Here is a 22,237-nt window from a genome sequence, read left to right as displayed (position 1 = left end):
TAACTTTTGTTTCGCCAATAAGTTATTACAAGGCAAGCTGTGACTCGAAGAATATTAATAATTGAAGATACGCCAACCATTGCGCGGGTGCAAAAGCACATCGCGCAAAAAGTGGGCTATGAAGCCGACATAGCCGGTAGCTTAGCTGAGGCAAAAGAGCTTATTAGCAAGCACAATTACTTTTGTGCCGTAGTAGATTTTATTCTGCCTGATGCGCCAACCGGTGAAGCAGTTCCTTGCACCATCGAAGCCGACATTCCTACCATTGTAATGACAGGTAATCTTGACGAAACAACACGTAATATCGTTGAAAAACACCCCATCATTGATTACATCACCAAAGAAAATAAACAAGCCTATCAATATCTAGAAAAACAACTGGCTCGCTTGCCTCGTAATGAGCAAATATTAGTACTAGTAGTCGATGATTCAGCAGCAACGCGCCACCATATTTGCAACTTATTAACCCGTCATAAATACCAAACACTCGAAGCTGTTGATGGTGTTGATGCTTTAAAAGTACTGGCTGAAAACCCAAAAATATCGGTGATCATTACCGATAATGAAATGCCGAATATGAATGGGGATGAGCTCTGTGTCGAAATTCGCCGTTTATATTCTAACGATGAAAAAGCCGTGATTGGCATATCTGCACTCGATACTTTGCACCTTTCGACGCGCTTTTTGAAATCTGGCGCAGACGATTACCTACGCAAGCCATTTAACAATGAAGAGTTTTATTGTCGACTTAGCCAAAACGTCGACATGCTTGAAAACATTAAAACGATTCGTTTACAAGCAAACACTGATTACCTCACAAAACTCCCTAATCGCCGCTATTTCTTTGGTGAAGCAAACAGCCATCTGAAAGCTGCAAAAGTGTCAGATACCTCAGTCTCTTTAGCCATGATTGATATTGACCACTTTAAGTCAATTAACGATAACTACGGTCATGATGCCGGCGATGACGTATTAAAGGGCCTATCGCAATGTATGGCAAAGTATTTTGAAGATAACTTAGTAGGCCGCTTTGGTGGTGAAGAGTTTGCAGTCTATTTTGCTGATCAAGACCCACAAGAATCGTTGCAACGTTTAGAGAAATTCCGCTTGTTTGTTGAAAAGCACAGCCCTGAGTTCAGTAAAGACCGAATCAAGTTTACGCTGTCGATTGGTTTTCATAATGGGCCTGTTTATAGTTTGGATGAACTAATAAAACAGGCCGATTTAAAGCTTTATCAAGCTAAAGACACTGGCCGCAACAAGCTAGTAAGCTAAGCCTACACAGGCTTAGTCACAGCCTCTAATTGCGCTTTGCGTTGCTTACGGCTCTGACGATACGAATCCCAGCTAAATAATGCCAAAGCGCTCCAAATACATGCAAATGTCACCACACGCTCAGCATCAAATACCTCACCGTAAAATGCCACGGCAAGCATAAACATTAAGCTTGGGCCAATGTACTGAAAAAAGCCAAGGGTACTGTATTGCAGACGCTTTGCTGCACCAGTAAAACATAACAGCGGTAAGGTTGTCACCACACCAGCACTAATGAGTAACAAGTTAATGTGCCAATCGTTTGCAGTTAAATCAGAGCTTGCTGATGGCGCCATCAACCACCAGTAAATAAGCGCAACTGGCAATAATATAAGTGCTTCAAGCAATAACCCTGGCAATGATTCAATCGGCAGCTTTTTACGAAGTAACCCATAAATAGCAAACGATCCTGCTAATGAGAAAGCAACCACAGGGAATGAACCAAAACTCACAAGCTGAAGCAACACACCACAAAGCGCTAGACCTACCGCAACGCCTTGCCACTTGCGTAGTCGCTCACCTAAAAATAACATACCCAATAACACATTCAGTAATGGATTTATGTAATAACCTAAACTGGCATCGAGCATATGATTATTGTTCACGGCCCAAATAAATAACCCCCAGTTAAAGCCAAGTAAACTTGCTGTTATTACCAACATCAAAAGTAATTTAGGTTGTCCGAGCACCACACGAATACGCTGCCATTGATGACGAGCTGCAATAATAAGAAGTAAAAATAACACCGACCAAATAACACGGTGCATTAAGATTTCAAACGCAGAAATCTGCTGTAGAAACTTAAAGTAAATGGGCGCAAGACCCCACATAAAAAAGGCTAAACAAGCGAAAATGACGCCTTTTCGCTGCTCAATGTTGGTAGGCATAAGTTTGGCTTTATAGTTTAAAAACGCTATTTTACGCCCCCTAAGCAGTGACGCAACCAAAACACGCTAAATAAACCCATGTATTTACTTCCTAAAAGGGACTGCCATTGTTGCAAAGTAACGCCTTGATATTAAGCACCAGTGAAACGCTGAATTCTGCATCTTGAGGTCGTTTGGGTATATTTCTACAGACATCGCCATAAAAAACCACTAAAATGCTCGGCGATGAATACCAATACCGCAATGTCCAACACACCCGTTCGATCACCACAAGCCGTACTCAAACAAGTGTTTGGTTACAAGGACTTTCGTGATGGCCAAGAAGCGATTATAGCCGCAGCGCTAGACGGACAAGACTCGCTTGTACTCCTACCAACGGGTGGAGGCAAATCATTATGCTATCAAGTACCCGCTTTAATCCTTGATGGTGTGACTGTGGTTATCTCACCGCTTATTTCCTTGATGCAAGACCAAGTTGCCCAACTAAGAGCGCTCGGCGTGCAAGCGGCCTACATCAACAACAGCCTGCCTTTTGAAGAGCAGCAAGCTGTTTATCAGCAATTGCACTATGGGCAAATTAAGCTGTTATATGTTGCACCAGAAAAAGTACTGCAACACGAATTTTTAGAGCGTTTGAGTCATCTAAAACTCGCACTTTTTGCAATTGATGAAGCTCACTGTGTGTCGCATTGGGGTCATGACTTTAGGCCGCATTACTGTCGGCTCAACGAGTTAAAGCAACGCTTTATGCATGTGCCCATGATGGCGCTTACAGCAACGGCAGATAAAGCAACTCGTTACGATATTATTGAACAGCTTCAGCTTAACCACCCTTACGTGCACACTGGTAGCTTCGATAGACCTAACATTCGTTACACCATAGAAGAAAAATTCAAACCTATGGTGCAACTGCTTCGATATTTAAAAGAGCAGCAAAACCAGAGTGGCATTATTTACTGCACCAGCCGCAAACGGGTTGATGATGTAGCCGAAAAACTTGCTGACGCTGGATTTAATGCCGCCGCCTACCATGCGGGAATGAGTAACGAGCAACGCCAATTTGTGCAATCTGGCTTTGCCCGTGACGATATTCAAATTGTGGTTGCGACTGTTGCCTTTGGCATGGGGATTAATAAACCAAACGTACGTTTTGTAGTGCATTACGATATTCCAAAAAGCATCGAGGCTTACTACCAAGAAACCGGTCGTGCAGGTCGAGATGGCCTGGCTGCAGAAGCGATTATGTATTTTGACCCGGCAGACATAGGCCGCGTACGCCGCTTTTTTGAAGATATTGAAGACGAGCAACGTCGTCGTGTTGAAGAGCAGCGTTTTAATGCTATGGCAAGCTTCGCCGAAGCACAAACATGCCGCAGACAAATCTTGCTCAATTATTTTAGTGAATATAAACGCGAAACCTGTGGTAACTGTGATATTTGCTTAAACCCACCTACTAGCTTTGATGGCACACTTGTCGCGCAACAAGCCTTATCGTGTGTGTATCGTGCTGAGCAACGTTTTGGTATTGGCTATATCGTTGAGTTACTTCGCGGTGCAAACACTAGCCGCATTCGAGATAACAATCACCACCAATTAAGCACCTATGGCATCGGTAAAGAGCACAGTGTGGAGTTTTGGCTAAGTATTTTAAGGCAGCTTATCCATCAAGGGTTATTAAGCCAAGATATTACCCAAGGTTCGTCATTACGCTTAACCGAAGCCGCCCGTGCAGTTCTTAAAAGTGAATATGCACTGCAACTTGCTGAACCTCGCTTACAAGCTAAGCACGTTTACCAAGATAAACTCGCTCAGTTTAATTACGATAAAAAGCTATTTGCGAAATTACGCGCTTTACGTAAAGAGTTGGCAGATGCCGATGATGTTCCACCTTATGTGGTATTCAATGATAAAACCCTCGCTGAAATGGCGCAGTTAATGCCAACCAACGACAGTGAGTTTTTGAAGGTGTCAGGTGTTGGTTTCACTAAGCTCAATAAGTATGGCGCACCGTTTTTAAATACCATTCGCGACTATCTTGCCACCAATTAGGACTGCTATGACTGAACTAACCTATGATGCCGAGCATGAGATTATTCTTGTAACGTCGAGTGAGCTTCCACACGATGAAGACTTTGAGCTTTGGGCAACCCTTTTCTTACACGCGCCAGCTATAACAACTGCCGACTTTGATGCCGGTGCTGATCGTCACCAATTACGCTTTCACTTTACAGATCATAGTTTTAATCTAAACTTTGAACATTACAGTGAAAGTATTTGGATCAATGCTGAAGGCATAGAAGCCAGTGCTGCATTACCACAACTTCATCAGTATTTAGTAGCGCAATTACAATAATAAGCTAGACATTTTCCCACGCTTAGTATGTAGTAGTTGCACAGGAGATACTCAACTAAGGGTGTAAATGGGATTTAAGCAGTCGCACTTTGTTGCTAGGTTAATAACACTATTACCAATCTGCATAGCAGCCAATGTTCATGCAGAGCAGTTATTTACTGACGATAATAATTATTGTCAAAACCAACGTACGCTTAAATCACAAGATAATAACTTACGCCGCCAGCTCGATGCAGATAACCCCCTACCCGATGTCGCTAATAACCGTAAAATAGTCTCTATTGAACTTGAACAGCTGAACGTATTTAACACTGAGCTTGAAGAAGAAAATAACTTTTTATTTCGCTTTGCCAATCGCGCTCACATGACTACAGAGCCAGAGGTAATACACAGCGTTTTATTGTTTCAAGAAGGTGATGTTTACAATCCACGTAAATTACTTGAGTCTGAACGATTACTGCGTAAACAAGGCTACTTGTATGACGCGCGTATCAACGCAAAGCTCGATTGTGATGGCAACGTACATGTAAAAGTAATTACGCGCGATCTGTGGACCTTATTACCTGAAATAAGCTTTAGCCGCAGTGGTGGTAAGAATGAGTCGAGCATTGGCTTTCGCGAATCTAACTTTTTAGGCTGGGGTAAGCGAGTGTCGTTTAGTCGCACCCGTGATGCTGACCGTACTGGTTACCTGTTTGTGTATGATGATCCGCATATATTCTCTAGCCGCTATCAAGGCCGCTTAGAATATTCAGATAACGATGACGGTAAACGTCATTACCTCGATGTAAGCTATCCTTTTTTCTCGATTGATACGCCCTACAGCTACGGTGTTACAAGTTACTCAGATCAGCGCCGAGAGTCACTTTACTATCGCGGCGATGTAGTTAGCGAATTTGAGCAAAAAACCTTATTAAACCGCGCTTACTTTGGTCATTCATCACAACTTGGTAATAGTTGGACCCAGCGCATTAAGCTTGGCATCGAAAACCGAGAAGAAACCTTTAGAGAAACGCCATTTACGCGCTTTCCTATCGCTGAAGATAGAACGCTGAGTTACCCTTATGTTAGTGGCCAATGGTTTGAAGATCACTACGTTAAGGTTAGAAACTTCGATAGCATCTACCGTACTGAAGATTTAAACCTTGGTTGGAATATCCACGCCTTACTCGGTTATTCGAGTGATGATTTTAGCGACGATGCCAGCCGTACTATTTATTCGTTATCTTTATCAAAAGCACATTACTCTGGGGACAACCAGTTATGGCGCTTTAAAGCAGACCTTGATGGCTACTGGAATGAAGAAACCGATGACGTTGAAAACCTGTTTGCCAGCACGCAGCTACAGTATTATCTCAATACCACACTAAGACAAAGCTGGTACGCCAAAGTACGCTTACAATATGCTGAAAACCTCACTGCTGATAAACAACTTACTATTGGTGGTGAAAATGGCCTACGTGGTTACCCGCTTGACTACCAAGTAGGCGACCGCAGCTTTTTAGTGACTCTAGAAAAACGCTACTACTGGGAATATGACTTACTGCAATTGTTTAAAGTCGGTGGTGCCGCATTTTATGATATTGGAAGAGCCTGGTATAACGACAAAGATAATGGTGCCAATGGTAACGTGCTACAAAATGTGGGTGTGGGCCTGCGCTTAGCGCCAAGCCGTGCCAATGCCGGTACGGTTATTCACCTAGATATTGCCGCACCTATTAACAAACAAGATGACGATATTGACTCTGTGCAATGGCTAGTAACGGTTAAAAATACCTTTTAAAGTGGTGTTATTGTTAAGCTAAAAAGCTAAAATCGAAACGTAAAATATTAACTTAGGAACCCTTTTGGACTTCGTCGAATTCTTTAACGAGCAATATCATTTAATCGTGACTGTTATCGCGGTTTTGCTCTATCCGCTACTGCGTAAAACCACCAAAAAGCTGCTGTTAAAAGCAATTAAAGGCAAGGCTGATCCGCATCGCGAATACCGTGCTGAGCTGTTGCTCAATATCATTCTTGCCATTGTTATGCTGTGCTTAGTGTTAGTTTTTTGGGGTATAGAGCTACGGGGCTTATTAGTACTTGGCTCATCAATTTTTGCCATGCTAGGTGTCGCGCTTTTTGCCGCCTGGTCTTTACTAAGTAACCTAACAGCTTTCTTGTTGATGTTTATTCAAAACGACTGCCGTGTTGGCTTTTGGGTAAGAGTAATTGACGGTGCAAACTTCTTAGAAGGCCGCATTATCGAAATGGGCTTAATGAATGTTGTACTCGAGCATATTGATGGTCACAAAGTGATTTACCCAAACAACATCTTTGTCACCCGCCCTGTAATGGTGTTAAAGAACCCGCCAACAGCGACTAAAGCGCCAACCATAAAACGTATTTTAGGCCCAAAAAAGTAACGGCTTAAAGTTAACGAGATGCTTGCTAAAAAGGTGTTCTTTTTCTGCTTCCATAGGCGATTAATATAAAACTAAATAAAATGACTAAAGGGTGAAATAACACGATATGAGCAACACTTAGCTCTGTAAAAAAGCCGTGCGTAAGTGAAATAGCAAGCGTGAATAAGCCTGTATAAAATAGCAATATTTTCATCTTTGATCCTTTAGTCATTCTTACGACAATTAAGTAAGTAAAAAACTATAAACCTTGCACTTGCTCTAAGGTCAAGTAATAGATGGGGACAGGCAGATACAAAAAAGCCAAACATATAGTTTGGCTTTTTGAATTACAGAATAGGGTATTAGTTATTTAAATCTGCGGTTTTTAACTCGTCTTCAATATCACTTATTTCATCAATAAAGTTTTCGAGCTGTTGTTCAACTAGGCTGTTTGCATGAGCAAAGTAAGCAAGATGAAATACGGCATCCCCCTCGTTTACCAGCGGCATAGTCTGCTGACCAATGACAATACCACTTCGCGGCGCGAGTAGTTCAAGTTCAGCATCACCAAGAGGGCTACTTATATAAGCGAGGACCTGCCCTTTCATTACTCGCTCACCCAGTGATACTTGTGCACGAACAATACCGTCAACTTCAGCACGTATCCAACTCGTCGAGCTTGCAATAATCGGCTCTGGTAGCTTTTTAGCACGTTTGCCGCGCACCATTTTTAAATGGCGCATCACATAGTCAACACCTTGCACACCTGCTGCAATGGCAATTGGGTCAAAGCGCAGCGCTTCGCCGGCTTCGTAGGTAATAACGGGTATTCCTAAATTGGCAGCTTCACTGCGTAATGAGCCATTGCGAAGTGACGCATCAATCACCGCAGGAGTACCAAACGCTTTTGCCATGGCTGCTGTTGCAGGGTCGCTCAAATTAGCGCGAATTTGCGGCAAGTTAGTTCGGTGAATTGCCCCTGTGTGTAAATCAATAATATGCGTACAATGCATCGCCACTTGAGTAAAAAACGCATTCGCCATTCGCCCAGCTAACGAGCCACGCGTTGAGCCCGGAAAACTGCGGTTCATGTCACGACGGTCTGGTAAGTAGCGTGACTTATGAATAAAACCAAACACATTCACAATCGGTACCGCAATAATAGTACCGCGCAATTGCTCAGGATCGATTTTAGCAAGCAACTGCCTAACAACCTCAACACCATTGAGCTCATCACCGTGAATTGCAGCACACACCATTAATACAGGTCCTTGCTGCACACCATTGACGACTTCAATTGGAATATTTAACGGCGAGTGGGTGTAAAGCTTGGCAGCTTCAATCGCAAATGTTTTACGTTCGCCAACACCCACCGTATCGCCTAAAATTGAAAAAGGTGTATTTTTCTTAACCTTAGCCACGCACTTTTCCTTTTAATAGAGCGCTTATTTTCCTATGGGTAAAGGTTTAACCTTTACCACGAGTTGCAGTTTTCTTTGATGCCGCTGTTTTTTCAATAAACTCGACAATCATGCCTGCAATGTCTTTACCGGTTGCAACTTCAATACCTTCAAGACCAGGTGATGAGTTAACCTCCATCACCAATGGACCACGTGCAGAGCGAAGTAAATCAACACCCGCAACGTTTAAGCCCATCGCTTTAGCTGCAGCAACAGCTGTTTTTCTTTCTTCTGGAGTAATACGAACCAAAGTCGCACTACCACCACGGTGTAAGTTAGAACGGAATTCACCTTCTTGCGCTTGACGCTTCATCGCGGCAATTACTTTATCGCCTAATACAAAGCAGCGAATATCAGCACCGCCCGCTTCTTTGATATACTCTTGCACCATGATGTTGGCTTTTAAGCCCATAAATGCTTCGATTACACTTTCTGCAGCTTTGCGTGTTTCAGCTAATACCACACCGATACCTTGGGTACCTTCAAGTAGCTTAATAACGACTGGCGTGCCACCCACCATACTTAATAAATCTTTTACGTCATCTGGTTTACTTGCAAAGCCTGTCACTGGCATACCCACACCTTTACGCGAAAGTAGCTGTAGTGAACGTAACTTATCGCGCGAGCGAGTGATCGCCACAGATTCATTGACAGGGTATACACCCATCATTTCAAACTGACGTAATACCGCACAGCCATAGAAAGTTACTGACGAACCAATACGCGGCACGATAGCGTCAAAATCCTTTAAATTTTCACCACGGTAATGGATTTCTGGCTGCTCTGAATTGATGTTCATATAACAACGAAGTGCATCAATCACTTTCACTTCGTGGCCACGCTGCTCTGCGGCTTCAATTAAGCGACGTGTTGAATACAAATTTTGGTTGCGAGATAAAATACCAAGTTTCATAAGTTAAAAACCTTAACTGATAAACTCATACACGTAGCAACGTGTGATAAGTCCTTTTCCTATAATAAATGAGATAAAGCCGGATCAACGACTATGCGATTTTCCATTGCTGTACGCCCTAACAACATTCTAAACTTCATTGTTGAACGGTTACTTAAAGTCACCCTTACAGGCCAGCTTTGGGTTCCTGCGACTAATTTTGTTTCAATAAAGTAGCGTAGCTCACGCTGACCGCTTGAACTGGTCACATACTTACGCTCAACTACTTTGGCACGACACTCTACCGTTGTTTCTACATCGTCTTGTAGAGGATGGGTAGTAAATTTCACCCATGCTTCGCCATTTTCTGAAAATTCCTCAATGTCAAAAGCATGAATACATGAAGTTCTCGCTCCGGTATCAACTTTTGCTTTGATTTTTTCTATTCCCAGTTCAGGCAGGCCAAGCCATTCTCGCCAGCCAACAATAATTTTTGCGCTCATTAATGTGCCCTCTTTAAAAAAGTGTCTTATACGCTACAGAGCTAGAAACACCAACGAAATATATTTATCCACTCGATAAGTCGATTTCATTAATGTAGTCTTGACTATATTAATGTATTTACTCAACCATATAGCACTATTTGTAAAACGAGAGTTCAATATGATCAATGGGTTACTTCATGTCTTAATTTTAGACGAACAAGGCGGTGCACGTGCTATTGAAAATAGTACTGAGCTGCAAAATTGGCAACCCGAACACGGAAAACTTTGGGTGCACATGGACTACAGCCAAGCTGAAGCCGTTGACTGGCTTGAGCAAAGTAATTTATTAACTGATTACGAGCTTGAGTCCCTTATTGCCGATGAAACACGTCCGCGTTTAAGCAAAGTCACTAATGGTAATATGCTGTTTTTGCGTGGCGTTAATCTAAACCCTGCGCAAAGCCCAGAAGACATGGTCTCGTTACGCTTATTTATTAACGAAAATATTGTGATCACAACCCGTAAGCGCCGTTTATTATCGGTGCAGGATGTTGTTGAATCGTTCGATGGCAGCAATGGTCCTTGCTCAATCTCTGAGTTAGTTTGCCAATTGGCGCAAAACTTAACATCGCGTATGCAAGCTGTTATCGACAGTTTAGATGACACACTCGATGGCTTTGAAGATGAAATTGATGAACCAAACAAAGGCTTTGATCATCAATCATTAGCACAAATACGCCGCCAAACAATCGCGTTAAAACGTTATTTAAGGCCACAAAAAGAAGCGCTTATTACTTTGTTAAACAACAAATATAAGTGGTTAGATGAAGACGATAAAGCACGCTTAAACGAAACAACCAATATGTTGATCCGTTATTTAGAAGAGCTAGATAGCTCAATTGAACGCGCGCAAATTATTCAACAAGCAATAACAAGCCAAGTATCTGAGCAACTAAACCAACGCATGTATGTGATGTCGGTAGTTGCAGCACTGTTTTTACCACTTGGCTTTTTAACTGGCTTACTAGGTGTAAACGTAGGCGGTATTCCGGGCACTGAAAGCCCTTACGCATTTAGCTTATTTATTATTTTCTTAGTGGTGCTAACCGTTGGGATTGGTATTTACTTTAAAAATAAGAAGTGGTTATAACGCAACAACCTTTTTAATTAAATCAAGGCGGGCGGCATGTTCGCCTTTTTTTGTTGCCAAAATCAGGTGCTCACCATCGGAGTTGAGTATTTTAAGGGTCTCTGCTTTTCCTTCTAACTGCTCACCAGATACTAAGGTAATGCGTAATAAGGATTTATGCATGCACCATAATTCATATTTATCGTAGTCGCCACATGCAATAGGTTGATAAGTCATTAGCTTTTTGAGATTGCTGAAGGAATAAATCGAGCTTAGAAGATATTAAAGTGAAGAGCAAATGGCGCTCTCGGCAGGGATCGAACCTGCAACTTAGCCTCCGGAGGGCCACGTGATATCCATTTCACCACGAGAGCACATTTGTCGTCGTCAATACTGACTCGCGATATCAGCATGACAACCCGGCAATGATAATGGCATCTTGTGCTAAATGCTAGCATCGAGGCCTTTATATGCACATAAATTCAGCAATTTGCATTAAAACACTTCACTTTCGTGCAGAACCAAGGTATTAACGTATACTTAATAAAATTAATAACAAGGTGGCAGTATTGCCATGTAAGGGGAATTTGATCATGAGTTTAATGTCTACAGAGCAAGTCGCGGAGTTTTTAGGTGTAAAAGTCGAACGCGTAAAACGTCTTGCTCGCGAGCATTTACTGATCTCGAAATCACAAGATGACAAAGGTGAACCTTTGTTTGATCCAGAAGACGTAAAAAAATATAAAGAACTTGCCGAGCGAATTGGCGGTCTTTAATTTTTAGCTTTTTCTATGAAGTGGTTAAGCTGTGTTAGCAGTGGCGCCACTTTATCCATCGCACCACGTTGTTCGTACCAACAAATACATAAAAGCAAAAAAAGCGCATGAAATGCCGCGAGCTTTTCAACTGATAAGTAAAACTCATGATGTTCGCACACTAACGCTTGATATCCTTTAAGTAACGCCAGTTGCTGCTCATCATTTAACGCAAAGCTCACCACCAGCGCAGCTAAGTCAAAGTAAACATCGTTGCTTTTGGCATATTCAAAGTCGATTAAAAACATACCAGTCTCATTCACAATGATATTTTCTTTCACTAAATCATTATGACAAAAGCCCATATCTTTAGGTGCTGTAGCAATATAAGCCAGTGACTGTTTAATTAGCTCAGCATGTTGCTGATAACGCGCTGTTTGCTGGTAGTAGTTAATTTCGTAGGCAATATCCATCGGCTCGGTTAGCACAGGGTAACGATGTAAATTAACTAAGTCGGGCAATAAGCTACTACAAAACTCACCGCTGGCAATGCTGCCTGCCACGTATTCGAAAATAGCCGTATCGGTTGCTTGTTCTAACCAAAGTGGGGATGGACAGCAGCTTTGCTTTGCAAAATGCGCTTGCGCCGCAAGGCCAATCGCCGGCCAGTGGTCGCGATAGTGCTTAACCAAAAAATCTTTGCTTGCTGTTTTAACTAGGTAGTTATCATTGCTTAGCCCCTCAACCAGCGGGCTGATTGAGGTGATAACTAAACGTGAGTTGAAGCGCGTAAAAAGCGCGTGTATTTGTTGCTCAGTTTTCATCTATAGCTGTGCAAGCGGCTTAGCCTGATGCTGCTCGTATTCTTCATACCAGGTTTTAAAGCCCCACGCTGCCATAATGGTGTAAAACACGAAAAGTACTAAGGTTGGGTAATACCCTTTTTCAAAGTATAGGTACATAGATGCCGCATCAATCACAATCCAATACAACCAGTTTTCCAGTACCTTCTTGGCAACAAGGTAGGTTGTCACCACTGCAAAACAGGTGGTAAAGCTGTCTAAATAAGCAAAATCAGCGTGCGTGTAATTGGTCATCACAAAACCAATGGCAACTGAAGCCAGTGAGGTGGCAAGCAAAATCACCGCATGACGCTTTAACGACCATGAAATAATGGGCAGATGATCTTTATTATTCACGCCCCTGCGCCAAACCACCCAACCATATACCGCCATATACATGTAGTAAAAATTAAGTAGCGACTCCATCAACAGTGCGCCATTCCAGTACATTACGGTATAAATAAAGGTGCTCACAAACGCGGCTGGCCAACACCATAAGCTTTCTTTGATCGCTAACAGTAAATACGCCATCGATAAGGCAACGGCAATATATTCCCAATGCGACATGGCAGTAAAGCCTGAGAAGGTTTCGCTCAAAAATTCCATAACACGCGCTACTTTAGGGTTTAGTCTTCGCTAGGCGACAAGTCACCATGTAAGAATTTACAGACGAAAATAGCTTTACCAAACTCTTCATAAGAACGTTTGATTTCAGTATTAAGTACAGACATCACTAAATCATAGTCACCAAAAATCTGAGTAGATAAGGTGTTGGTGACCACTTTAAGCCCTTCATAACTGTTTACACGGTCAATAAAACCTTTGATAAACGGAATGTAGTCTTGATGTAGTGGGTACTTACTGATCTCTACTGAAAGTTTCATTATGATTTACCGAGTCTTTGAAAAGTATTGCATTGTAACCCGCTTATACTAACAAGTCATGGCTATGGTTATTTTTTAGTGTAAAATCAGCCCCGATAAACATTGAGGATTCATTATGGCACGCCGCATCACTTACAAATTTAAAAACCAGCCTCGCGAAATCAATTTTGCAAAAGATAAATACCGCGATATGTATCATGCTATTGCTGCGGCTGAAGGCATTGATTTAACCAATTATTTAAAAATGGAACAGCAAGTCGAAATGACTTCAAAAGGCTCTGCAGCAGTACGTAACTTTCGTGACCAAGAGTTTGCACGAATGGGATTCAGTGACGTGTATTTTATTAAAGAGTAACAAAGTTACTCTTGATACTCGTAGCTTACACGTGGGGTGATATTACACAGTAACTCGTAAGGTATGGTTGTTGCGCACTGGGCAATCTCTTCAACGGGTAGCTCAGGCCCCCACATAATCACCTCATCACCAACTTTGATGTTGTCGCGGTTATCACCAATATCCACCGTGATCATATCCATCGCTACACTGCCAACAATACCATAGCGTTGTGATTTGATAACCACAGGTGTGCCCTGCTCGGCATGGCGTGGATAACCATCCCCATAGCCCATCGCAACCACCGCAAGCTTAGTCGGTTTATCGCTGTGCCAGCGTCCACCATAGCCAACACACTGATCGGCATCGACATCGCGTATAGCGATAACTCGCGTTGTTAAACGCATAACAGGCTCAAGTCCGTGCTGTTGCCCTACGCCATTGAGCATTGGCGATACGCCATAAAGCATCAAGCCAGGGCGCACCCACTCACCATGGCCTTTTGGCCAAGCAATAATGCCAGCAGAATTTGCAAGGCAATGCTGTTCACTTTTGCCATCTGCCAGTGAGTCAAATAAGGCAATTTGCTGAGCAGTCTTTTCATCATTGATGTCGTCGGCGCACGAAAAGTGAGTCATTAATTTAATGTCATCACGGGCATTCGGGCTTGCTTTTAACCGACTGTAGAAAGACTCAAATTGTGATGGTGCAATACCCAATCGATGCATACCCGTATTCACCTTTAACCAACACGCAATTGGTGCATCAAGGCTTGTATTTTCAAGCGTTGCGAGCTGATTTTCATCGTGAATAATGGTTTGAAAGTTATTGGCAAGCAAGATAGGTAAATCATCTTTATGAAAAAAACCTTCAAGTAATACAATCGGTTTTGTCAGCCCACCTGCTCGTAGCGCTAACGCTTCGTCTATTCGCGCAACCGCAAATGCATCCGCATCATTTAAGTATTGAGCAATTTTAACTAAGCCATGGCCATAAGCATTGGCTTTAAGCACCGCCATTACTTTGCAACCAGGCGCAAAGCGCTTCACTTGCGCTAAATTATGAGCAAGTGCTTGTAGGTTGATTTCGGCAATGGCTAAGCGCATTAGTATTCGTCGTCCATGGCTGGACCCGCGTAGTTATCAAAACGCGAGAATTGACCTTGGAAGGTTAAACGTACTTTACCGATTGGGCCGTTACGTTGTTTACCTATGATGATTTCGGCCACGCCTTTTTCGGTACTGTCTTCGTTATAGACTTCATCACGGTAAATAAACATGATTAAGTCGGCATCCTGCTCGATTGAGCCTGATTCACGTAAGTCGGAGTTGATCGGGCGTTTATCGGCACGTTGCTCTAGGGTACGGTTAAGCTGCGATAGTGCAATAACCGGACATTGCAGCTCTTTTGCTAGTGCTTTTAATGAACGAGAGATTTCAGCGATCTCTAAGGTACGGTTGTCCGACAAGCTTGGCACACGCATTAACTGCAAGTAGTCGACCATGATCATACTAATACCGCCATGGTCACGGGCAATACGACGTGCACGCGAACGCACATCTGTTGGTGTTAGGCCCGATGCATCATCAACATACATCTTACCTTTTTCCATCAACAAGCCCATGGTTGACGACAGACGCGCCCAATCGTCATCATCTAGCTGACCGGTACGAACCTTAGTTTGGTTAATACGACCTAGCGATGCCAGCATCCTCATCATGATTTGCTCTGAAGGCATCTCTAGTGAGTAAATAAGTACAGGCTTATCTTGTGTCATGGCTGCGTGTTCGGCTAAGTTCATCGCAAAGGTTGTTTTACCCATCGATGGACGTGCTGCCACAATGATAAGGTCAGAAGGCTGCATACCCGCCGTCATTTTATCTAGGTCAGCATAGCCGGTACTTACACCTGTCACACCATCTTGTGGCGACTGATAAAGCTCTTCAATCTTATCAACGGTTTTTTCTAAGATACTGTGTAAGTTTTGTGGGCCTTCGGTGCTTTTACTACGCTGCTCAGCAATTTTGAATACTTTACTTTCAGCAAAATCGAGCAGGTCATGACTGGTACGCCCTTCTGGGCTAAAACCAGCTTCTGCAATTTCGTTCGCAACACCGATCATTTCACGAATAACAGCACGCTCTCGCACGATATTCGCGTAGGCATCAATGTTCGCCGCACTTGGCGTGTTCTTAGCAATTTCAGCTAGATAGGCGAAACCACCAACACTACTTAACTGATTGTTTTTCTCTAAGCTCTCAGAAATAGTGATCAAATCGATTGGATCACCGCCTTCAGCAAGACTAACCATAGCCTCAAAAATCAGCTTATGAGTTCGGGTATAAAAATCCTGCGCAACCACTAACTCAGCAACTCGGTCAAACGCTTGATTATCAAGCATTAAACCACCTAAAACAGATTGCTCAGCTTCTATTGAATGGGGAGGGACTTTTAACGTATCGACTTGCTTATCTGGTTTGGCCATAACATCACAAAACTAAAATTGAATGGCTCTATTCTATCTACTTGCTAAGGCTGTGCAAATAGTTAATACCAATCGACTTAAATATTTGGTCATTCTAGCGTGCTAAATAAAGCGCTAAATGCGTTAGAAATGTCTAAAGTAGAGTAACTACATGTCAAAATTTCTGCCTTGTTATCACTTCATTTATCTGTCGCTATTTAAGACCAACAACTTAACACGATTGGTATAAGCGGGAAGTCCTCCCGCTTTATTGTAATTGAGTGAAATATTGTAATTGAGTGAACTCTAATCGTTATTTCTGTTTACGAAGTTCAATACGTCCGCTAATCGTATCCATTTCTATATCAGCATCCCCACCGTTAATACTAAATTCTAAGTCGCTAGATGGGCCGTATTTCGCCTTCGTTGCTCTGTCATCACTAAGCTCATTAACGATTTTACCGTTAGCGTGAGCTTCAATTTCAAACTTTGCCGATACATCTGCAGGGAAGTAAAACTCTGCATCACCACTGACTGATTCAAAACGAATATTGGCATCTGCTAGTAACTTGTTGATGTGAACTTCTGCTTCACCATTTACGGTATTGATGCGCAGCTTTTTAATTGCATCAAATGCAAAGTCGATATCACCGTTTACGTTTTCAAGACGCACATCTTGTGCTTTGGTTTTTGACTTAATGTCGCCATTCACTGCAGTAAAGCGTAAAGCACCTTGCGAGTTTTTATCGTTAATTTCACCATTAACTGTTTCAAAGCGAATATCACCGTTTAAATCATGAGCATTCACATCACCATTAACCGTTTCAAAGCTCATGTTGCCGCGAATATCTTGCACTGTGATATCACCATTGACGGTATCAATCTCTGCGCCTGCTTCAAGCTCTTTAGCACTAACTGTGACATTCACCCCAGCAAATTCAAGCTCACTGCTTTTTGGCATGTAAATGGTTAAACGAGAGCCGTCACCGCTATTCCAGCCACCTAAATTTCGCGGCATTTTTACGATAAATTCAACACGGCTGCCTTCAACCTCTAAACGATAACCTTGGGCTTTATCGTCAAGCTCACCTTCGATTTTAAGTTGTGGTTTATCCCACCCTTCAATGCGTACATCACCACGTTGGTTTTCAATAAAAATGCGTTTATTGGCAGGTACATCAATTTGTTCATTAATGGTTTGTCCTGCCATTGCCATCAGTGGCAGTAATCCTAAAGTTAAGGCTAGTAATTTCATAATTGTCACTCCTAAATCGTTTGCCACTTCGGTGCATGCACCTTGTTAATTAAGTCCAGTTGTTGCTGATAAACCTGCGACAGCATTTGTAATAAAGCTGGGTTTTCAGGTTCATTCTCAAGTGCTTGCTTAATGGCACTTTCGGCTTCTTCTAACTCTTTTAGTTGTTGCTGCCAGTTATCGGTTAATGCAGGTTGATTTTGATACTGCACCAACAAACCTTGCTTTTGCTTGGTAAAATAATCACTCATTGCCATCATGCTATTTGGCTCACCTTGGCCAACAAAAAGCTGTACGGTCAATAGTGCGGCAATACAACAAGCAGCAACTGCAGCGAGTTTATTCCAGCCATGGGTTGGCTTATCAGCTTGCTCTGATTGCCCTGTTGCAATTGCTCGCTCAACACCGGGCCAGAGATCTTTGTCTGGGCTAATATCTTGCTTATGGTTAAGCGAGTCATTTAAAAATTGTTCAAATTCTGGCTTACTCATTTTCATACCACTCTTTTAATAACTGCCTTGCACGGTGAAATTGCGATTTACTTGAACCGACCGCCATATCAAGCATGCTTGCTATCTCTTCATGGCGATAACCTTCAATTGCATGGAGTACAAACACCATACGTGCTCGCTCAGGTAGTCTCAGTACCAATTTATCGAGGCCGTTAAAGCCGTCGCAATCTGCTGCGCTTTGCTCATCCATACCGCTTTGTTCAAAACTCACTACTTTTTGAAACCAGCTTTTATGTTTGCGAATGTAGCTAATCGCAATATTGCTGGTAACACTATGTAACCAAGTCGAAAATTGTGAGCGTCCATCAAAGTTCGCGATTTTGTGCCACAACTGTACAAACACTTCTTGTGTTGCATCTTCGGCGTGCTCTTTGTCTGCAAGTAATCGCAAACAAAGGCTATAAACCCGCTTCACATGCAACTCATAAAGTGTTGCATAGGCAGCTTGATCACCGCTTTTTACGCGCTCTATCAAGGCATGCTCACTTTGCTGGGCGAACGCTTGTTCTGCATCTATCAACATCCTGGATGTTGTCCTTTATGATTATTGTTGTGAATTTAGTGTATTAGACGTAAGGAGGGATTCAAAAGGTTTAAATGAAATTAATTTTTTTTGTGTAAGCTACAAATAATTGAGCTTACACAATTTTATTTGGGGCTTTGCGTTATTCGGCAGGGGGTGCTTCCCTTTCTTCTTCAGTTGTTTCTGCGGTTTTGTAGCTCCAACCTAAAAATACGATGCGTGCCGAAGAAGCAGGCGTGCCGCCATTTTGTACTTGTAATAAACCTGCATCATAGTGAGCGCCACTGCCCCCTGATGCAGTAATTGTTGAGCCACGTACACTACCAAACAGCTCGCCACTGCCCGATAGCTTCACTGTTGTCAAAGGGGCATAAATAGCCGCATATAAATTCGCAGCACCACTAAATTGCACGCCATTTACACCATTAAATGATGAATAAAATGATAACGACGGATGGCCACTGGTGGTTAATCCTTCCTGCTCAGTAATGACTTTTGCGCCTGCACCAATATTTACTTTTCCGGTTAATAACACTGTTAAGCTACTGTCTTTTTTGATTGTTAAGCTGGTATCCCCTTCCATCGAAAAGTCGCCATCAATCAGTAAAATAACATCACCACCAGAAACTTCCATTTTGCCGTCACTGGTCATTTTGAGCCTATCAAGTGCAAAGATATACTCTTTACTGTTACTGCCATTAGCTTGGTTTTGCGCTTTAGAGTTAAACAAGAAAACATCGGCAAGGCTTGGCAAAATAACTTGGCTACCACCGCTACTAAAAAAGCCCTTTTCAGTATTAAGTTTAAATTGTTGCGTAGGACCAATCGAAACAGAACTATAACTGCTCACTTGGTCTGTGATGTCTGTCATTTTCTCTGGCAAAATTAACGGGTCGCAGCTGGTGTCTGGATTAGTTGGGTCATAATCAGGGGCTGTTGGGTCAGCAACAGTTATCGGCTCAACATGCGGGTTTACATTAAACTTGCTATCACTGTATTGCACACCATCTTGTTGATTATTGTAGGTGTCTTTAAAATCGCCTGAGCCGCCATACATAATATCCAGCGCTTCGTCTTGGCTATTAGTGATGAATGTTGACCACTGCATTTTTGCATCACCATTCGCTCGCACAACCCCCGAAACAGTTCCGCCACGATGGGTATAATAACCTCGGGTATAAACATTACCGTCAACACGTAAACCACTGCCAGGAGAAATATAAACACCGGTATTTGAATGGATATTACCAATAATTGGTGATGAACCATTTAAGTAGATAACCCCGGTCGCTTTTACATCGCCCTTTATCGGTGAATGACCCGATAGCACCACATCTGAATCACCAGCAATCGTTGAAACATCACCATCATTCGACTTGGTTTCTTCGTAGGTGCCTTTGCTCGAATCATAGCTGTCGATACTACCACTACCCGACAAGTTAACCCCTTTACAGCCCACCATCGCATTAGTGAAAATAGAGCTGCCTTTCGCGCCTTGTACTGCAAAACGGGCGACTAAGCTACTTTGTGCGTCACCATCAAATCGTTGCCCTAAGCTTGCAATTTCAAGCTCACCGGCAGCATTTTGACTTAAACTGGCATTAAAAATGGCATCATCAGCGATAACACCAGAGCCCGATGCATTACTGGTTTTACTGATCAAATCTTCAACCGCTAATACACCTTCATCATTCAAGGTTTGTTGCAATAACTTAGCTTGTTCAAACACACCTTTTTCAGCCATTAAACGACTGTTTAATTTCTTTTGAAAGTTACCACTTAAGCGTTCTTGAACAACGTTTTCACGTAGCGAGCTAAGCACCACGATGCTGGCCATACTGGTTAAGATCAACACTGTAATTAAGGTGAAACCATTTTGCTTGTTATACACTGCCAGCTCCGTATGCTTTGACTAATATTGCATTAGTTAACGCAATATCAATGTTAATACCATTACCGAACTGAGCAGGTAAATCATTTGGCTTTACAGTAACGGTTACAAGCTCCCCGGCGATATCAAATGACAAAGCTTCGATTCCTGTCAGTAATCGCTCTGAGTCAGCACCATCGAGCGAACACATTAAGTTACTGCCATTTAAGCTATAGACCTCAACCACCTGCGCTGTTGTCGCAGAGCCATTACAAGCAATGACACCACTTGGCTGAGTAATAGTAATCGTGCTTTTATCTGCACTGATGGTGGGTGTTAGTTGTGTTTGCTTTATGCTGCGATTGAATACTTTACTGGTATAGCGAATTACTTCTTGAGCGTTTTCAAGCTCTTTACTCACCTCAATCGTGCTTTTAATCGCCGAGTAAGACAAGCTCACCCCAGCTAATAAAAAAGCACCTGCTGCCAATGCCACCATCAGTTCTACTAAGGTAAAACCCTGAACGCGTTTATTCATGAGCAAACCGCCGTTAAATCAGGGAAACTGGCATTTAGACTAATTTGATTTTCTGCATTGTCTGTCATGCGCTTATCAACCCAAGCCACATTAACTTGCATATCATCACTGTAAGTAGCTGGGATTGTCAGTTGATAATCACTCACTTGTGGCGCGAGGGAAGCTCTAAATGTCGCGTCTTGAAAAAGTGCGGTATTGGTTTTTTGAATTTCACAAATACGCGGCCACAAACGCTCAATGGTGTTTTGCCCTTGAATGAGTGACACGGTGTAATTAAAGCTATTGGTTGCATATTGCAGCGATTTTAGCTGCGCTGCCGCCAAGCCTAATAATGCGATGCCAGCGATCACCACTGAAATCATCACTTCTAATAATGAAAAGCCTGCCTGCTTATTCATGCACATCCTCGCTGTGAATTTTCTACTAACCAGTTTTGGCCACTTTTAAGCACACACATCACGTAATCTGTGGTATTTGTGTGCTCATCTTTCACTATAATTTCAGCTTGTTTATCAACTTCGCCACTGGCACTAATGGCCAATGCGACTAAGTTGACGGTAACTCCGCTTTTTGTGACCGAAAATTCTTTTAAAACTGTGTCTACCCCGCCCTCGTTGAGGGTCACTTGCCAGCTATTATTACTGACAACTAGGTTAATAGGTTTGTCGCGTTTGACCGCTTCACTGCGTGCAAATTTATAGGCGCTATTTAATTGATTTGCAGTAGTTACCACGCGATCTTGCAAAATTTGTTGGCTAAAAGACGGAAAAGCAAGGGCTGCCATAATGCCAATAACACTCAGCACAACCATTAACTCAATTAAGGTAAACCCTGCAATTCGACGCAATTGTGTTACTCCCAGCAATCACTAAATGAAGCGCTATAACTTCCATCATGTTTAACGGTTAATTCACCACAGCGATCACTTGCTTGCGCCGAACCCGATTTAGGAGCTGCTTTTAAACTGTAGCCACGATTTTTAAAATCGCTTACAGCACCTGATACTTTATCTGTCGCTGTGTAGGTAAAGGTGTAATAGTCGGTATTTTGGGTTACGAATGCATTAGGATAGCCGCCATTTCGTGAATAAATACGTTCGAGACTGGCGCTGTATTGCAGTAACTCTTGTTGAATATCAGCACGGCGACTACGTTGCATGTGCTCAGTGTAAGCAGGCAATGCTACGCTATATAAAATCCCTAAAATAGCGATCACGATAAGAATTTCTACTAATGTAAAGCCTGTTTGTTTACCCATTCCATGTGGTACTAATGCACTTTTCAACCTCAACCCCTTAATACTTTTTAACCAGCACAATATAAATGACAGCGTTGTCAGTGTCAATTTTAACCA

26 protein-coding genes and 1 tRNA gene are annotated in these 22,237 nt (G+C 42.5%); 8 read left to right on the top strand and 19 right to left on the bottom strand.

The features are described from left to right. Positions 1-39: 39 nt before the first annotated feature. Positions 40-1,275, top strand: coding sequence for a diguanylate cyclase (locus AN394_RS15005; RefSeq protein WP_055021900.1), 1,236 nt, complete (start codon positions 40-42; stop codon positions 1,273-1,275). 2 nt (positions 1,276-1,277) lie between these two features. Here AN394_RS15005 and rarD read toward each other — a convergent pair whose 3' ends face one another. Next, on the bottom strand, positions 1,278-2,201 hold the full coding sequence (gene rarD / locus AN394_RS15000; RefSeq protein ID WP_055021905.1) for an EamA family transporter RarD: 924 nt from the start codon (positions 2,199-2,201) through the stop codon (positions 1,278-1,280). 225 nt (positions 2,202-2,426) lie between these two features. Between rarD and recQ the strand changes: the two genes are divergently transcribed. The 4 genes from recQ to AN394_RS14980 all read left to right on the top strand — a co-directional run bounded on the left by recQ (position 2,427) and on the right by AN394_RS14980 (position 6,962). Next, positions 2,427-4,250, top strand: coding sequence for a DNA helicase RecQ (gene recQ / locus AN394_RS14995; protein WP_055021899.1), 1,824 nt, complete (start codon positions 2,427-2,429; stop codon positions 4,248-4,250). A 7-nt stretch (positions 4,251-4,257) separates the two neighbouring features. Continuing rightward, entirely contained in the window at positions 4,258-4,554 is a 297-nt protein-coding gene (locus AN394_RS14990; protein ID WP_055021898.1) for a DUF3630 family protein, read from the top strand. A 67-nt stretch (positions 4,555-4,621) separates the two neighbouring features. Next, a complete protein-coding gene (locus tag AN394_RS14985) occupies positions 4,622-6,337 on the top strand; it encodes a BamA/TamA family outer membrane protein (protein ID WP_082423004.1) in 1,716 nt (571 codons plus the stop codon). 64 nt (positions 6,338-6,401) lie between these two features. Further along, positions 6,402-6,962 carry a mechanosensitive ion channel domain-containing protein gene (locus AN394_RS14980; RefSeq protein WP_152966982.1) on the top strand — a complete coding sequence of 187 codons (561 nt, stop codon included), beginning with the start codon at positions 6,402-6,404 and terminating at the stop codon, positions 6,960-6,962. A 341-nt stretch (positions 6,963-7,303) separates the two neighbouring features. Here AN394_RS14980 and AN394_RS14975 read toward each other — a convergent pair whose 3' ends face one another. Genes AN394_RS14975 through AN394_RS14965 form a run of 3 tightly spaced genes read right to left on the bottom strand, consistent with a single transcriptional unit; the run spans position 7,304 to position 9,796 of the window. After that, the gene (locus AN394_RS14975) at positions 7,304-8,362 is read right to left on the bottom strand and encodes a succinylglutamate desuccinylase/aspartoacylase family protein (protein ID WP_054563408.1); all 1,059 of its coding nucleotides are present in this window, start codon (positions 8,360-8,362) and stop codon (positions 7,304-7,306) included. Positions 8,363-8,408: 46 nt separating this feature from the next. Beyond that, positions 8,409-9,314 (bottom strand): 30S ribosomal protein S6--L-glutamate ligase, encoded by a 906-nt coding sequence (gene rimK / locus AN394_RS14970; RefSeq protein ID WP_054563407.1) that lies wholly within the window; start codon positions 9,312-9,314, stop codon positions 8,409-8,411. Positions 9,315-9,373: 59 nt separating this feature from the next. Then, entirely contained in the window at positions 9,374-9,796 is a 423-nt protein-coding gene (locus tag AN394_RS14965; protein ID WP_054554208.1) for an ATP-dependent zinc protease, read from the bottom strand. Positions 9,797-9,956: 160 nt separating this feature from the next. Here AN394_RS14965 and zntB point away from each other — a divergent pair, with 160 nt between their 5' ends. Then, positions 9,957-10,928: a zinc transporter ZntB gene (gene zntB, locus AN394_RS14960; RefSeq protein ID WP_054563406.1), complete on the top strand. Its 972-nt coding sequence runs from the start codon at positions 9,957-9,959 to the stop codon at positions 10,926-10,928. Here zntB and AN394_RS14955 read toward each other — a convergent pair. Next, positions 10,923-11,144 (bottom strand): Rho-binding antiterminator, encoded by a 222-nt coding sequence (locus AN394_RS14955; protein ID WP_054563405.1) that lies wholly within the window; start codon positions 11,142-11,144, stop codon positions 10,923-10,925. The genes zntB and AN394_RS14955 overlap by 6 nt on opposite strands. A 62-nt stretch (positions 11,145-11,206) precedes the next feature. Continuing rightward, a tRNA-Arg gene (locus AN394_RS14950) sits at positions 11,207-11,281 on the bottom strand. 219 nt (positions 11,282-11,500) lie between these two features. Here AN394_RS14950 and AN394_RS14945 point away from each other — a divergent pair. After that, positions 11,501-11,683 carry a helix-turn-helix domain-containing protein gene (locus AN394_RS14945; RefSeq protein WP_054563404.1) on the top strand — a complete coding sequence of 61 codons (183 nt, stop codon included), beginning with the start codon at positions 11,501-11,503 and terminating at the stop codon, positions 11,681-11,683. Here AN394_RS14945 and AN394_RS14940 read toward each other — a convergent pair. From AN394_RS14940 to AN394_RS14930, 3 genes are read right to left on the bottom strand one after another with little or no spacing between them, the layout of a single operon-like run. Then, positions 11,680-12,486 (bottom strand): phosphotransferase family protein, encoded by an 807-nt coding sequence (locus tag AN394_RS14940; protein ID WP_055021897.1) that lies wholly within the window; start codon positions 12,484-12,486, stop codon positions 11,680-11,682. The two genes, AN394_RS14945 and AN394_RS14940, sit on opposite strands and share 4 nt — an antisense overlap. Further along, complete coding sequence (pnuC, locus tag AN394_RS14935) at positions 12,487-13,110, bottom strand: nicotinamide riboside transporter PnuC (RefSeq protein WP_054563402.1); 624 nt, start codon at positions 13,108-13,110, stop codon at positions 12,487-12,489. It abuts the gene before it with no gap. A 20-nt stretch (positions 13,111-13,130) separates the two neighbouring features. Beyond that, complete coding sequence (locus AN394_RS14930) at positions 13,131-13,388, bottom strand: YkoF family thiamine/hydroxymethylpyrimidine-binding protein (protein ID WP_055021896.1); 258 nt, start codon at positions 13,386-13,388, stop codon at positions 13,131-13,133. A 115-nt stretch (positions 13,389-13,503) separates the two neighbouring features. Between AN394_RS14930 and AN394_RS14925 the strand changes: the two genes are divergently transcribed. After that, positions 13,504-13,743, top strand: coding sequence for a DUF2960 domain-containing protein (locus AN394_RS14925; RefSeq protein ID WP_054554201.1), 240 nt, complete (start codon positions 13,504-13,506; stop codon positions 13,741-13,743). 5 nt (positions 13,744-13,748) lie between these two features. Here the strand turns inward: AN394_RS14925 and alr are convergent, their stop codons facing one another. The 10 genes from alr to AN394_RS14875 form a co-directional block, all read right to left on the bottom strand. Beyond that, entirely contained in the window at positions 13,749-14,828 is a 1,080-nt protein-coding gene (gene alr / locus AN394_RS14920; RefSeq protein ID WP_054563399.1) for an alanine racemase, read from the bottom strand. Further along, positions 14,828-16,207, bottom strand: coding sequence for a replicative DNA helicase (dnaB, locus tag AN394_RS14915; protein ID WP_054563398.1), 1,380 nt, complete (start codon positions 16,205-16,207; stop codon positions 14,828-14,830). Before dnaB ends, alr begins: the two co-directional genes overlap by 1 nt. Before the next feature lie 292 nt (positions 16,208-16,499). Then, the gene (locus tag AN394_RS14910) at positions 16,500-17,441 is read right to left on the bottom strand and encodes a DUF4097 family beta strand repeat-containing protein (RefSeq protein ID WP_054563397.1); all 942 of its coding nucleotides are present in this window, start codon (positions 17,439-17,441) and stop codon (positions 16,500-16,502) included. Positions 17,442-17,452: 11 nt separating this feature from the next. Then, positions 17,453-17,938: a hypothetical protein gene (locus AN394_RS14905; RefSeq protein ID WP_082423003.1), complete on the bottom strand. Its 486-nt coding sequence runs from the start codon at positions 17,936-17,938 to the stop codon at positions 17,453-17,455. Then, positions 17,925-18,476, bottom strand: a complete 552-nt coding sequence (locus tag AN394_RS14900; RefSeq protein ID WP_054554197.1) for an RNA polymerase sigma factor — start codon at positions 18,474-18,476, stop codon at positions 17,925-17,927. The genes AN394_RS14905 and AN394_RS14900 overlap by 14 nt, the downstream gene beginning before the upstream one ends. Before the next feature lie 142 nt (positions 18,477-18,618). Beyond that, positions 18,619-20,367 carry a PilX N-terminal domain-containing pilus assembly protein gene (locus AN394_RS14895; protein WP_235576271.1) on the bottom strand — a complete coding sequence of 583 codons (1,749 nt, stop codon included), beginning with the start codon at positions 20,365-20,367 and terminating at the stop codon, positions 18,619-18,621. Continuing rightward, complete coding sequence (locus AN394_RS14890) at positions 20,360-20,884, bottom strand: prepilin-type N-terminal cleavage/methylation domain-containing protein (protein WP_055021895.1); 525 nt, start codon at positions 20,882-20,884, stop codon at positions 20,360-20,362. Before AN394_RS14890 ends, AN394_RS14895 begins: the two co-directional genes overlap by 8 nt. Next, entirely contained in the window at positions 20,881-21,282 is a 402-nt protein-coding gene (locus tag AN394_RS14885; protein WP_054563395.1) for a prepilin-type N-terminal cleavage/methylation domain-containing protein, read from the bottom strand. The genes AN394_RS14890 and AN394_RS14885 overlap by 4 nt, the downstream gene beginning before the upstream one ends. Continuing rightward, on the bottom strand, positions 21,279-21,731 hold the full coding sequence (locus AN394_RS14880) for a GspH/FimT family pseudopilin (RefSeq protein ID WP_054563394.1): 453 nt from the start codon (positions 21,729-21,731) through the stop codon (positions 21,279-21,281). Before AN394_RS14880 ends, AN394_RS14885 begins: the two co-directional genes overlap by 4 nt. A gap of 5 nt (positions 21,732-21,736) precedes the next feature. Further along, on the bottom strand, positions 21,737-22,168 hold the full coding sequence (locus AN394_RS14875; RefSeq protein WP_327077777.1) for a type IV pilin protein: 432 nt from the start codon (positions 22,166-22,168) through the stop codon (positions 21,737-21,739). Positions 22,169-22,237: the final 69 nt, after the last annotated feature.

The sequence above is a fragment of the Pseudoalteromonas sp. P1-26 genome, from assembly GCF_001401795.1.
In the GTDB taxonomy this organism is placed as follows: Bacteria; Pseudomonadota; Gammaproteobacteria; order Enterobacterales; family Alteromonadaceae; genus Pseudoalteromonas.
The sequence above is the reverse complement of the archived record's forward strand: the minus strand, read 5'-3'. Positions and strand labels throughout refer to the sequence as shown.

Excerpts from the sequence above, each read along its gene's own strand:
- AN394_RS14940 (WP_055021897.1), bottom strand. The coding sequence starts at position 12,486 with ATGAAAACTGAGCAACAAATACACGCGCTTTTTACGCGCTTCAACTCA.
- AN394_RS14900 (WP_054554197.1), bottom strand. The coding sequence starts at position 18,476 with ATGTTGATAGATGCAGAACAAGCGTTCGCCCAGCAAAGTGAGCATGCC.
- AN394_RS14905 (WP_082423003.1), bottom strand. The coding sequence starts at position 17,938 with ATGAAAATGAGTAAGCCAGAATTTGAACAATTTTTAAATGACTCGCTT.
- AN394_RS14990 (WP_055021898.1), top strand. The coding sequence starts at position 4,258 with ATGACTGAACTAACCTATGATGCCGAGCATGAGATTATTCTTGTAACG.
- AN394_RS14930 (WP_055021896.1), bottom strand. The coding sequence starts at position 13,388 with ATGAAACTTTCAGTAGAGATCAGTAAGTACCCACTACATCAAGACTAC.
- pnuC (WP_054563402.1), bottom strand. The coding sequence starts at position 13,110 with ATGGAATTTTTGAGCGAAACCTTCTCAGGCTTTACTGCCATGTCGCAT.
- AN394_RS14910 (WP_054563397.1), bottom strand. The coding sequence starts at position 17,441 with ATGAAATTACTAGCCTTAACTTTAGGATTACTGCCACTGATGGCAATG.
- AN394_RS14955 (WP_054563405.1), bottom strand. The coding sequence starts at position 11,144 with ATGACTTATCAACCTATTGCATGTGGCGACTACGATAAATATGAATTA.
- AN394_RS14965 (WP_054554208.1), bottom strand. The coding sequence starts at position 9,796 with ATGAGCGCAAAAATTATTGTTGGCTGGCGAGAATGGCTTGGCCTGCCT.
- AN394_RS14925 (WP_054554201.1), top strand. The coding sequence starts at position 13,504 with ATGGCACGCCGCATCACTTACAAATTTAAAAACCAGCCTCGCGAAATC.
- rarD (WP_055021905.1), bottom strand. The coding sequence starts at position 2,201 with ATGCCTACCAACATTGAGCAGCGAAAAGGCGTCATTTTCGCTTGTTTA.
- AN394_RS14985 (WP_082423004.1), top strand. The coding sequence starts at position 4,622 with ATGGGATTTAAGCAGTCGCACTTTGTTGCTAGGTTAATAACACTATTA.
- AN394_RS14890 (WP_055021895.1), bottom strand. The coding sequence starts at position 20,884 with ATGAATAAACGCGTTCAGGGTTTTACCTTAGTAGAACTGATGGTGGCA.
- rimK (WP_054563407.1), bottom strand. The coding sequence starts at position 9,314 with ATGAAACTTGGTATTTTATCTCGCAACCAAAATTTGTATTCAACACGT.
- zntB (WP_054563406.1), top strand. The coding sequence starts at position 9,957 with ATGATCAATGGGTTACTTCATGTCTTAATTTTAGACGAACAAGGCGGT.
- AN394_RS14885 (WP_054563395.1), bottom strand. The coding sequence starts at position 21,282 with ATGAATAAGCAGGCAGGCTTTTCATTATTAGAAGTGATGATTTCAGTG.
- recQ (WP_055021899.1), top strand. The coding sequence starts at position 2,427 with ATGAATACCAATACCGCAATGTCCAACACACCCGTTCGATCACCACAA.
- dnaB (WP_054563398.1), bottom strand. The coding sequence starts at position 16,207 with ATGGCCAAACCAGATAAGCAAGTCGATACGTTAAAAGTCCCTCCCCAT.
- alr (WP_054563399.1), bottom strand. The coding sequence starts at position 14,828 with ATGCGCTTAGCCATTGCCGAAATCAACCTACAAGCACTTGCTCATAAT.
- AN394_RS14945 (WP_054563404.1), top strand. The coding sequence starts at position 11,501 with ATGAGTTTAATGTCTACAGAGCAAGTCGCGGAGTTTTTAGGTGTAAAA.